This window comes from Pseudescherichia sp. (genome assembly GCF_031998825.1).
GTDB lineage: Bacteria > Pseudomonadota > Gammaproteobacteria > Enterobacterales > Enterobacteriaceae > Pseudescherichia.
The window spans coordinates 9,205-22,644 of sequence record NZ_DAMACX010000026.1 but is presented as its reverse complement, the minus strand read 5'-3'; the positions used below and the strand labels follow the sequence as shown (position 1 = coordinate 22,644).

General features: G+C 60.5%; 2 protein-coding genes. Both read left to right on the top strand.

Annotated elements, in window-relative coordinates:
• Positions 1 to 42 precede the first annotated feature (42 nt).
• On the top strand, positions 43 to 12,414 hold the full coding sequence (locus RTP97_RS13185) for an Ig-like domain-containing protein (RefSeq protein WP_312414307.1): 12,372 nt from the start codon (positions 43 to 45) through the stop codon (positions 12,412 to 12,414).
• Positions 12,415 to 12,494: 80 nt separating this feature from the next.
• Positions 12,495 to 13,440: TolC family protein (locus RTP97_RS13180; protein ID WP_409455944.1), on the top strand; the 946-nt coding region annotated here is incomplete at its 3' end.

The following is a 13,440-nucleotide window of genomic DNA, read 5'->3' as shown; positions in this document are numbered from 1 at the left end:
CACATGCACAAAATAGCGCCCTAAATAGCAAGAGGACATTATATGGCTCCCCAAATTAGCCCTACTGGATCAGTGGATATTATAAATCAAAGAACTGGTGATGTCGTTAGCCAATATGCCCAAAATGCCGATCGCGTTGTTAACCTGACGCAAACAAGCATTGTTCGTATTAATGCTTCTCCAGAGTCTGTTAATTATTATCAACGTGAAGGGAATGACCTGATCGTCCATATGAACGACGGTACCACGGTACGCTATCAACGCTTTTTTGTGCTTGATGAGAATGGCTTACACAGCGAACTGATTTTTGAGGACAATCTGGGTACTCACCATGCTGTCTTCCCGTTTGCCGAGGCCGCCGCGCCTGCTACGGCAGAGGCAATCGTGCCGGCACTTTCTGAAGCATCTGTAGATTCTCTTGTAGGCGCAGGCGGGATCTCTGCGTTAGCCGTACTGGGTGGGGTAGCCGCAGTCGGGGGTATTGTTGGTATTGCAGCAGCCGCGGGAGGCGGCGGTAGCGGCAGCAACCGTCAGGAGGCAGAGGACAACGGCGTTCTCCCTCCGATTGATGGAACGCCACCGGACGATGGCGGAACCACACCACCGGACGATGGCGGAACCACACCGCCGGATGATGGCGGAACCACACCGCCTGACGATGGCGGAACTACGCCGCCGGACGATGGCGGCACCACACCGCCGGATGATGGTGGCGAGACGACGCCGCCGGACGATGGAGGAACCACGCCGCCGGACGATGGCGGCGGAACCACGCCTCCTGACGATGGTGGCGAGACGACACCGCCTGTCTCGACGCTGTGGGTTGCTCCGCTCACTGGCGACAATATGCTGAATCAGCAAGAAGTTAGTGCTAACCAGATACTGAGCGGTGGCACAGAAGCAGAAAATGCCGGAAGCCAGATTGTCGTCACCGTTGATCAATACACCTGGACGACCCAGGTCAACAGCGACGGTAGCTGGGATCTGATAATGCCCGCTGACATTCTTCAGTCTCTGCCGCAGGGCCTGCGGGTGCTGAATGTGGTATTGATTGATAGCGAAGGCCGCACCGTTACCACCTCAATGGATCTGTGGGTCGATACCGTCCCACCCGCGCTACAGCTGACGCCCTTCGTACCAAACGATACGCTTGATAGCTCTCAGCTAGGGTCTGACAAAATTGTGCGCGGCTTCTCCAGCAGCGAAGATCAGGGCAGCGTGGTGACGGTAACGCTGAACGGTCAGAGCTACACCACAACGGTGGATAGCCTTGGTCGCTGGCAGCTGAGCATTCCACAGGCCGATATCCAACAGCTGCAGGATGGCCAGCCCTACACCGTGGAGTATCAGATCGTTGACCGGGCGGGCAACGTCACGACCGGACAAACAGACTTCACCACGAACTTCACCAGCCCGCAGGTGATTGTCGATCCGGTAACGGGAGATAACATCCTCAATACTGCCGAGCTGCTGCTGAGCCAGACGCTCTCCGGGCAAACCGTGAATATCCCGGCGGGGCAGGTGGTCACCATTACTCTCGGCAATAAAACCTATTATGCAGAGGTTATGGGTGACGGTAGCTGGAAAACCATCCTGCCAGCGGGCGATCTCTCCTCGCTGGCACAGGGGGATAATCCGCTCACCGTCTCGGTGAACGACGCCAACGGAAACCCGGTAGTGCGCACCGAAACCATCAACGTTGATGGTACCCAGACCGGCATCGCCATTGCCATTCTCTCCACTGATGACTATCTGAACGCCAGCGAGGCGCAGAGTCCGCTTGAAGTGCGCGGCGTGACGACGGTCACCGGGCCGGACGTCAATATCGTGGTCCGCTTTAACGGCAAAGAGTATGCCGTTACCGCTATCGATGCCGCAGGTAACTGGAGCGTACAGATCCCCTCCGCCGATCTGCTGCTGCTGCCTGACGGTCCCAACACCGTAGAGGCAGTCGTCACCCAGGGCGTGCAGTCGGCAGGCGATACCCATACGCTGAACGTGCAGATCCACTATCTGCCGATCCCAACCATCGATGCACCGTTTGGTGATGGCTATCTTAACAGCGTGGAGAAAGGGCAGGATCAGATCCTGAGCGGTAACACCGGCGTCTCCGGTAGCGGGCAGAGCGTCAGCGTACAGCTGGCAGGAAATACCTATCAGGCGCTGGTGGACGGTGATGGCAACTGGCGCGTCACCGTTCCGGCCAGCGATATGCAGGCGATCCCGGACGGGCTGCTGACCATTAACGTTAACGCCAGCGATGCCGCAGGCAACAGTTCTCCGCTGACCAGCACCGCGCAGGTTGACACCAGCCTGCCAGCGCTCAGCCTGCTGCCGCTGACGGCAGATGGCAAACTCAACGCCCAGGAGCTGGGCCAGGATCAGGTTCTGAACGGTATCAGCTCGGTTGCCGAACGCGGCCAGCCGGTCACCGTGACCCTTAACGGCAACACCTACACCACTACCGTCGGAACGGACGGCAACTGGCAGCTGCCGCTCCCGGCAGGCGATCTATCGCAGCTGAGCCAGGGCAGCTACCCGCTGACGGTAACGCTGACCGATGCGGCGGGTAATACCCAGACCGTCACGCAAAACATTGATGTGAAAACTGCCCAACCCGTACTTACCGTCCAGGCGCTGACCGATGGGAACGATCTGGATGCGGCAGAGCTTAAGGTCGATCAGATCCTGCAGGGAACGGTGACCAATGCCGAGCCGGGCAGCGTGATCACCGTTACCCTGGGGTCGGGCAGCTATCAGGGCACCGTTGACGCAGGCGGCAGCTGGCGTGTTACGCTGCCCGCCGTGGAGCTGCAAAAGCTTCCGGACGGTACCAACACGCTGAACGTCAGCGTGACCGACGGCTACGGTCAGACCACAGCGGTCGACCAGAGCTTTACCGTTGATACTTCTGTGGATGCGGTAGCGATCAGCATTATCTCCAGTGATGACTATCTGAACTTTGATGAAGCAGGTAGCGATCTGGTTATTAACGGTAACAGCGCCGGACTGCCGGTAGACACCGTTGTCACTGTAACGCTCAATGGTCAAACCTATACGGGGGCGATTGGTGCCAATGGTGCATGGCAGGTCACGGTAGGATCCGCCGATCTGCTGGTGTTGCCGGATGGCCCTGCCGTGGTCACGGCCACCGCCACCGGTCCTGACGGCGTCGTTATCGACAGTCATATCTTTACGGTAATGATTAACGATCTGCCTCAGGCGGTGGTCAATACGCCGTTTGGTGATGGCGTTGTAAACCTTACCGAATCCGGTCTGGATCAGTTCGTGACCGGTAATACGGGCGTCGCCGGTCCAGGGCAGACGGTTGTTGCTACCCTCAACGGCCAGCAGTACGTCGGTACCGTTGCTACGGACGGTAGCTGGTCAGTTGTGCTGCCTGCCGGGGCGTTAACTACCCTGCCGGATGGCGCTGCATCCTTTGACGTGACCGTTACCGATGCCGCAGGCAATGACGCCTCGCAAACTATCCCGTTCACCGTGGATAAGCTGCCGCCAGAGGTGACCGTCCAGCCTATCAACGGTACGGATACGCTCAACGGCACGGAGGTGCAGAGCAATCAGGCCATCAATATCACCTCGCCTGATGCCACCCAGGTTACCGTGAACGTCAACGGTGTCGGCTACACGGCACTGCCTGGCGTAACGCCGGGCAGTTGGGTGGTGACGCTGCCTGCCGGCGCGTTGGCGGCTCTGCCTGACGGACAGGTCACCTATACCGTGACCGTGGCCGATGCAGCAGGCAACGTAACGACCGTTACCCGGGGTGTGAACCTGGACGCTACGGCGCCTAACGTGGTGGTCGATCCGGTGACTCGTGACAACGTGCTCGATCCTGCCGAGCTGGCAAACGGCTTTACCCTGACCGGCCGCACCGTGCCCGCTGAACCGGGCGCAACGGTGGCCCTTACCATCAATGGCCAGCCGCTCAGCGCGGTGGTTAGCGCCGACGGCAGCTGGTCAGTGCCGGTTCCGGCTACGGCCCTTGCTGGTCTCGGTGACGGCCCGCAGCAGTTGACGGTAACGGTAACGGACGGCGCAGGTAACGCCTCTACCCCAGTGAGCGTTGACTTTGCCGTTGACACTACCGCCAGTGCGCTGCTCATCAACCCGGTCGAAGGGGATAACGCCATCAGCCTGGCGGATATCAGCGACGGGATCACCATCAGCGGCTCTTCGGCGCGTATTGCTGAAGGCACTCCTGTCACCGTTACTCTCAACGGTCAACAATACCAGGGCCAGGTAAACGCAGGCGGTTTCTGGACCGTGACCGTACCGAATGCCGCTGCCGCGCTGATTAGCGACGGTACGGCAACCGTGACCGTCTCTTCAGTCGATATTGATGGCGTACCGCTAACCAACGAACAGCAGTTCCTGATCATTACTCAGCAGCTGCCGCTGGCGACCATTAATACGCCTTTTGGCGATGGCACCATTAACATCGTTGAGGCTGCGGCAGGCGGAGCGCTGACCGGAACCACCGGCAGCCGTGGCGCAGGCCAGAGCGTCACCGTCCAGTTGGACAACGGCGCGCCGATAAGCGGCACCGTGGATGCCAACGGCAACTGGACGCTGCCGCTGACCCCGACGCAAATCGGCCTGCTGGCGCAGGGCTCCCACACGGTGACGGTGACCGTTGCGGACGCGGCGGGCAACCAGAATACCCAGACCGCACCGCTGAACGTGGATACCGTGCCTCCGCAGCTCGCTATCAATAGCGTGACGGCGGATAACATCGTCAACGGCAGTGAAGCCAGCGGGCCGATTGTGATCAGCGGTACCGGTGGGCCATACGATGCCCAGAACGTGCAGGCGGTGATCGTGCTGGTCAACGGCCAGAACTACGATGCGATTCTGCAGCCGAACGGCACCTGGAGCATTACGCTGCCTGCCGGAGCGCTGGCGAACGTTGCCGACGGTCCGGTGGCTATCTCAGCGAGGATCACCGATCCGGCGGGGAATACCACCACCATCCCGGGTAGCTTTACTCTAGACGCCTCGCCGTTGAATGCCCCGTTAATTGCGGTGAACACCGTGGCGGCCGACAACTTTGTCAACGCGCTGGAGGCCCAGAGTCCGCTGACGGTCAGCGGCACCACCACACGCGTGGAAGAGGGGCGGACGGTCACCGTTACCCTGAGCGGTCAGACCTACACCACCGACGTTGAGGCAGACGGCAGCTGGACGCTGGATATTCCGGCTACGGCGCTGGCGGCGGTGGCTGACGGGACGCAAACCATCAGCGTGCAGGTGAGCGATCTCGCTGGCAACGTGGCGACCGGGGCACAGAACGTGACCTTTGCTGCCACCCCGGCTTCTCAGCCGACGCTGACCGTCAATACCGTGGCGCAGGATGACATCGTCAATATTCAGGAGCAGGGTCGTGACCTGATTATTAGCGGCTCGTCGACCAATCTGGCGGCGGGTACGGTGATCAGTGTCACCTTTGCTGGCGCACCTTACAGCGCGACCGTAGGCAGCAACGGTAGCTGGCAGTTTGTCGTGCCACAGCCGGTGGTGCAGACCCTCGCTGACGGTATCACCTATACCGTTACCGCCACGGCGGTGGATGCGGCGCAGAACAGTGCCCAGGCAACCCATACCGTCAGTGTCGATCTGACCCCGCCGCTGCTTACCGTTCAGACGGCAGGCACCTTCCTGGAGGATAACCAGGTCAATATCGCTGAGTCGCTGCTGGATCAAACCATCACTGGGACCGGTACGCCGGGCCTGACGGTGCTACTGCCCATTAACGGCAAAACCATTGCAGCAGTCATTGACGATAATGGTGGCTGGAGCATGATTATTCCGGCGGCGGATCTGCAGTCGCTGCCGCAGGGTACCTCGCAGCTAAACTTCAGCGTTACCGATCCGCAGGGCAACAGCCAGCCGGTAGCGGTACCGATTAACGTTAACACCCAGAATGCGCCAGCCATTACGCTCAACCCTCTCTTTGGCGATAACATTGTTAGCTCGAATGAGCTTGCGGCGGGTACGACGCTGACCGGAACGGTTAGCGGCCTGCCAACCGGCACGGCAGTACAGGTTAACATTGGTGGGCAGCTCTTCACCGGCACCGTAACCGGTGCCACTTGGGCCGTGCCCGTACCGGGCGGTGCGCTGGCGGGTAACGGCATCCTGCCTGTTACGGTAACGGCGCTTGATGCCTTTGGTAACCCGGCAACAGCCAGTGCCAGCCTCGACGTGGTGCGCGTTGGGCCGGTGGCAGAGCTGCCGCCAGCGCTGTTTGGTGATGGCTACCTCAACCAGCAAGAGGCCGATACCGGGGCGCAAATCACTGGCTCTACCGGCCAGGCCGGGCCAAACCAACAGGTCAGGCTTGTCATTGATGGCCAGGAGTATAACGGTACGGTAGACGTTAACGGCAACTGGACGGTGCCCTTAACGCCGCCGCAGCTCAACGGCCTGCTTGACGGCACCCACACCATGACGGTGATCCTTACCGATCGGGCGGGCAACGTCTCTACCTCACCAACGCAAGAGTTTATCGTCCGTACTGATGCGCTGACGCCGCCAACGCTGAATACCGCCTTTACCGACGGCATCCTGAACTTCGCCGAGACGCAGGCTGACGATGCAGCGCTTACCGGTTCAACGGGCGTACCCGCAGGCGAGGTGAGCAGCGTGCTGGTCAGCATCAACAACGGACCGGCCGTCGCCGCGACGGTAGACGGGGCGACCTGGACGCTGCCGCTAACCGCAGCACAGCTGCAGGCGCTGCCGGATGGCGTGCTGAGCGTTAATATTACCGTTACCGACGTTGCCGGAAACCAGATCACCGGTCAGGGCAGTTTTGAGGCAATCACCGATGCGCTGCCGCAGGCGCAGTTTGTCACGCCGTTTGGCGATGGCACGCTGAACTTTACCGAGTCGCAAAGCGATCAGCTGCTGCAAGGCAATACCGGCGTCACCGGTCCCGGACAAACTGTCAGCGTCACGTTGAGTACCGGGCAGACCTATACCAACACGGTGCAGGATAACGGCGACTGGATCATCACCCTGCCAGCCACCGATCTGCAAACACTGGCAAATAACACCACGCCAACCTTTGAGGTTACCGTTACTGACCGGGCGGGCAATACCGATACCGATCCGGGCAGCTTCCAGGTACGTACTTCGCTGCCAGCGCCGATTGCTAATCCGCTGTTTGGTGATAACGTTCTCAACATCGCCGAAGCGGCGGGCGCGGCGCAGATTACTGGCTCCACCCAGGTTCTCGGGCCGAACCAGTATGTCACTATCCGCGTTGACGTTAACGGCACGCCGTATACCGCTACCGTACTGGAGGATGGTACCTGGACCGTTAACCTGCCGGCTGGCTCGCTGCAGTCGCTGGACCAGGGGCCGCACACGCTAGTGATCTATGCCGAAGATCAGTTCGGCAACAGTGCTACTGCCCCGGTAACGTATCAGGTGGCGCTGACCCCGCCGAACGTGACTATTACTACGCCGCTGTTTGGCGATAACATCGTCAACGTTGATGAGGCGAGCGGCGAAAATACCATCGCCGGCAGCTTTACCTCGCCTTACCCGGTGGGAACGCAGGTTAACGTGACGGTGGGCGGCAAGCTCTTTGCTAACGTGCCGGTAAACGGCACCACCTGGTCCCTGCCGCTGACCGCTGCCGACTGGGCAGGGGTGGCTCGTGGGGATCAGACTGTGCAGGTCACTGTGATTGACGGGGCGGGCAACACAAATAGCACCAGCGCGCCGGTGACTATCCTGATCGATGCGCCGACGCTAGCAGTCACGACGCCGTTTGCGGGCGATAACGTCCTGACCTACGACGAGAGCCAGACGGTACAGACCATCGCCGGGACCTCAACCAACCTGGAAGCCGGGTCGCCGCTGCAGGTGACCTTCCCGAACGGTCGCAGCTTTAACACCACTATTCAGGCGGACGGCAGCTGGACGCTGCAGCTGACGCCTGCGGATATGGTGGGGTTAACGGCGGGCACTATCACCGTTCAGGCCACGGATCGTGCGGGTAACCTGGCATCCATCAGCGGCGGCGACCTGACGCTCGATCTCACCCCGCCGCCAGCCTTCCTGACGCTGGACGTTGTCGCAGGCGATAACTTTGTTAATGCCGGTGAGTTCCCGAACGACCTCCTGCCGATTACGGGCCGGGCAACTAACGTGACGGGGACAGTTAACGTCTTGCTGGATGGAACCGTGATTGGCACAGCGACCATTGCACCAGATGGCAGCTGGGCCTTTAACGTGCCGCGCGCGCTGCTGGGTGACGGACCGCATACCCTTGGTGTCGAGAGCGTAACCACCCCAGGCTTTACCGCAGCGCAGGCGTTTGTCGTCGATACCCTTGCGCCAACTATCACGTTGAACAGCTTTGCCGGTGACAACATTGTCAATATTGATGAGAAGGGGCTGAGCCAGACCATCAGCGGGACTGCCAGCGAACCGGGCCGCGACGTGCAGGTAACCCTCAACGGTAAAACCTACTATGCGACGGTCAATCCTCAGGGCGAATGGGCGGTAACCGTTCCGCAGAGCGACGTTGCAGGACTGGCAGATGGCACCTATCCGCTGACCGCCACCATTACCGATGCGGCAGGCAACCCGCAAAGCACCACCCAGCCAATAACGGTCGATGCCAGCGCGCCGCTGCTCTACGTTGACGCGCTTGGCGTTCCGGCGGTACTCAACACCGTCAGTGCGGCATCGGGGCTGCTGCTGCAGGGTACTGGCGATCCGGGTAACGAGGTGACCATTCAGCTTGGGCCTATCAGCTGGACCGGGCAGGTCGATGACCAGGGGAACTGGCGCTATGACTTCCCGAATATCGATCTGACGACCCTGACCGACGGCGCGCAGGTGATTAGCATCTCTTCACGGGATAGCGCAGGTAACGTCTCCACCAATACTGTCGCGCTGAACGTGGCGCTCAACCCGACGCTGGGCGTGCTCTTTGACTCGCTCTTCTTCGGCGATGGCATCCTGAACGTGGCCGAGTCGCTGATTACCCAGACCCTGACGGGGCAGGTCAGCGGCGACTACCGTGGCGCGCGGGTCAACCTGACGCTGGTAGGCACGGATATCACCATCAACGATCTGCTGGTGGGGCCGGACGGTCGCTTCTCCGTCAACCTGCCGCCGACCCTGTGGCAGGGGCTGCTCACCGACACCCTGGCGCTGCAGTTTGACGTCATCGACGCCAACGGCAACACCCGTCAGGAGATTGTCGACGTTGGTCTGGCGCTGACCGACCTGCCGGTGGTGGGTGACATTCTGATGACGGCGGACAACGTGCTCAACAGCGTGGAGAGCGGCGTTGCCCAGACCCTGAGCGGGACACTCAATAACGCGGCAAACGTCACGGAAATGGTGGTCAACTTTGGCGGCCAGGCCATTAACGCGGTGGTCGATACCGTAGCCGGAACCTGGTCTGCGGTACTGCCAGATGCCCTGCTTAACACCCTGCCGGACGGCCAGGCGAACGTTGGACTGGTTATAACGGACGCCTTTGGCAACGTGGTGAATACCAGCGCCAGCTTTAACGTGGCACGTGCCCTGCCGACCATCGGACTCGATCCGCTGTTTAGCGACGGCGTGCTGAGCATTCCAGAGCTGCTGGGTGCAGCCCTGAGCGGCACCTCAACCCGTCTGGCTGGACAGCAGCTGACTATCCAAATCGGTGATGCAGAAGCCTTTACCACCAATGTTGACGGTAGCGGCCGCTGGGCCGTGAACCTGCCGGCGGCGGTACAGGCTCTGCTGCAAGGGATCGGTTCGGGAGATGTACCGATCACCATCAGCGCACTTGACCAGTACGGCAACCCGGCGAGCCAGACTGCGCTGATTAAGGTGGATCTGGTTGCACCGGTGCTCAATAGCCTGGCGGTATTTACCGACAACGTGCTGAACGTAGCCGACTCGCTGCTGAACCAGACCATCAGCGGTGTCGTGGGCAATGCTCCGGTAGGCTCTCGCGTTGAGGTTGAGGTAGCGGGTAAAACCTTCCTCGGCTCGGTAGGCGTGGGCGGTGCGTTCTCTATCAATCTGGCGCCGTCCGATCTGACCGGCCTGCTGGACGGCGCATTCCAGCCGCAGGTGACCATTGTCACTCCGGACGGTAACAGTGCGCAGATCGCCGCCCCGGTCGAGGTGCGGGTGGGCCTGGCTAACCTGCCGACGGTAGTCATCAACACGTTGTTCGGCAACGACGGCTATCTCAATCTTGCCGACCTTGGCGTAGAGCAGACCATTAGCGGTACGGCGGCGGGCCTTGCATCCGGGGTCGTTAACCTGAGCATGGCGGGCCAGAACTTTGTCGGCAACGTGGTTGACGGCGTCTGGTCGGTGACGGTACCAGCAGGCGCGTTAGCGGGTAGCGTGGTTAACGGCGCGCTTAACGTGACTGCCAGCGTGCTGGATAACGTCGGCAACGTTGTAACAGGTAACCAGGTGGTGAATGCCATTGTGCAGAACCTGCCGACGCTGGGTCTGAACCCGCTGTTCGGTAACGGCACCCTGGATCTGGGCGATCTGCTCTCCACGCCGCTGCTGTCGGGAACCAGTACGAACCTGGCCGTGGGCACGGTCGTTGACGTCAATATCGGCCCACTAAGCCTGACCACCACCGTCGGGGCGAACGGTACCTGGCAGCTGCCGGTTCCAGCGCTCTCCCTGCAGGGACTGGCGGACGGCCTGTTGCAGGTCACCGCCACCGCCCGTGACGTGGCGGGCAACGTCGCTAACACAGCTCAGGATCTGACGGTTGCCATCCAGCAGGCTCCTTCGCTGCTGATCAATACCCTGTTTGGCGGCAACGGCCTGAACGCGGCGGAGATCCTCAGCGCCCAGGTCATCACCGGGACCAGTACCAACGCCGCCGGTTCGCTGGTTAACGTCTCCCTTGGCGGTAAAACCTACCAGTCAACGGTGGCGGCCAACGGCAACTGGTCTGTTTCGGTGCCGAAAACCGATCTCGCCGCGCTGCTGGATGGGACGCTGACGGTCAACGCCAGCCTGGTTAACCCGGCAGGGAAGAACGCTACTGCCACTTCACTGCTGGATGTGATCACTCATAACCTGCCGACCATCTCGCTGACCTCGCTGTTCGGTAACGACGGCTACCTCAACATTAACGAGGCGGCGTCTGGCCAGGTCATCGGCGGCAAAATCGGCGGTGTACCGGCGGGGGCATCGGTTGTCGTCACCCTGGGCGGAACGCCGATTAACGCTCTCGTTGATGCGGCGGGCAACTGGACGGCCACGGTCAGCAACTCAGTGCTGCAAAACCTCGCCACCGGGGCGCTGAAGGTCGGCGTAGCGGTAACCGACCGGGTGGGTAACACCACGGCAACCGAGGCGGACGTTAGCGTCAAGCTGACCCAGCCGACGCTGGCGATTACGCCAGTAACCAACCTGTTGGGCGTCATCGGGGGCGTGCTCACCGGCCTGCTCGGTTCGGCGAAGCTGACCATCAGCGGGACCTCAACCAACCTTGGTCAGGGGGCACTGGTACACCTTAACCTGTTGAATTTGGCGACGGCGACGGCAATAACCGGTGCAGATGGCCGCTGGTCAACTACGCTTGATGTAGGGCTGGATCTGGCCAAGATCCTCTCCCTCAGCACCGTACTGGGACTCTATGCGGCAGACGCAGCAGGGAACGTGGCGTATCTGAACGTTGGCCTCAACGGCAGCAACCCCACCACCACGCCGCCAGTCGGTACGCAGGCCCTGGCAGCAGAAGCCACCAGCTTCTCGCTGCTGTCGGCAAGCGCGATAGAGAGCAGCGATACCACCCAGCAGACCACGGAGGAGAGCAGCACCGCACCTGCCGCAGTGAATCGTGTTGCGGCGACCAGTAGTGAAGAGAATACCGCTGACGCCAGCGCCCAGAGCGCTACGGCTGACGATACCTTCACCATTGGCGGTCTGAGCATCACGTTGGCTGATGGAACGCAGCAGAGCGGTGACAGCGTGCAGGGTAGCGAGGGTAGCGACACGATCCATCTCTCGACGCTGGGCTTTATCGATATCAACGGCGGGGCGGGCACCGATACCCTGGTGCTGGATGGCGTCAATATGATCCTTAACCTTATTGATACCGCAAGCCGTGTCCACAACATCGAGATCATTGACCTTGGTAAATCGGGTACTAACAGCCTGACGCTCGACCTGAACGAAGCGCTGACGGTGACCGATAAGCCGGAAGACGATCTGGTAATTAAAGGCAGCAACGGCGACCAGGTGAACCTGGTGCATGGGGCGAACGACATCTGGGCCATCAGCGGACAGCGCGAAGTGGACGGGATGCAGTTCGATGTCTATCACAACAGTGCGCAAAGCGCGACGTTAGGCGATGTGCTGGTCCAGCAAGGGCTGCACGTCAATATGGTATAGCGTTATCCCTGTCATTTATGCCTCAGGGATGAGGCATAAAAGATTATAAAAATATCACCAGGGACAGTCAGGGTGGATAGATGAAAGCAAAGGCATTGTATGTTGTTCTGCTGGCCGCGCTCGGAGCGAGCGTGATGACCTCAGCATATGGAGAAGAGCAGTTTAACTGGCAGGCCGCACCCGGAGAGCAGCTCCAGGCGCAGCTGACCATCAAAGAAGCAATTTTACGCGCCTTCGCCCGCAACCCTAAAATTGCCCAGGCGGCGGCGCAGATCCATGTAGGAAAGGCCAACCTCGACGAAGCGGAGAGCGCCTGGTTTCCACAGATATCCCTGCAGGGGAACGTTGGGCGTTCGCACCGCAACGACTCGGCAGGCTCCCTCAACAATAACGGCTCCGGCGGCGTCAGCCTCAAGCAGCTGATCTACGACTTTGGCAAAACCGGCGGCAGCATCGATGAGCAACATAACCTCTCCGACGCCTACCGCTACGATCTCTATAACTCCCTCAATGAGGTAGGGATGGAGACGCTGCAAACCTATCTACAGGTTAAACGCTACCAGGCGCTGGCCGAGGCGGCGCGCAAAAATATCGTCTCATTGCAGAGCGTGCAGGAGATGGCGGATCTGCGTGCAGAGGCGGGATTAAGCTCTCAGTCCGACGTGCTCCAGGCACAGACCCGTATTGCCGGGCTGAACGCCTCCCTCGCCCAGTACGAGGCGCAGACCCGCTCCGCCCAGGCGGCGCTGAGCGTGCTCACCGGCGTGATGTCGGACACGCTCCCCGATCTGCCTGAAGATCTGATGAAGCAGAAAATCACTCTTAACTCGCTCCCCTACGAACGCAGCAATGCGGTGCGCAGCGCCCAGTCGAGACAGCTGGCGGCGGACGATCGTATTCGCCAGGCCCAGGCCCAGCACTGGCCGACGGTTTCGGTGCAGGCGGGCAGGACGCGCTATCAAAACGATGATGACAGCTACTGGGATGACCAGGTGCAGCTGGTAGTGGATGCTCCTATCTACCAGG

Excerpts from the sequence above, each read along its gene's own strand:
- RTP97_RS13185 (WP_312414307.1), top strand. The coding sequence starts at position 43 with ATGGCTCCCCAAATTAGCCCTACTGGATCAGTGGATATTATAAATCAA.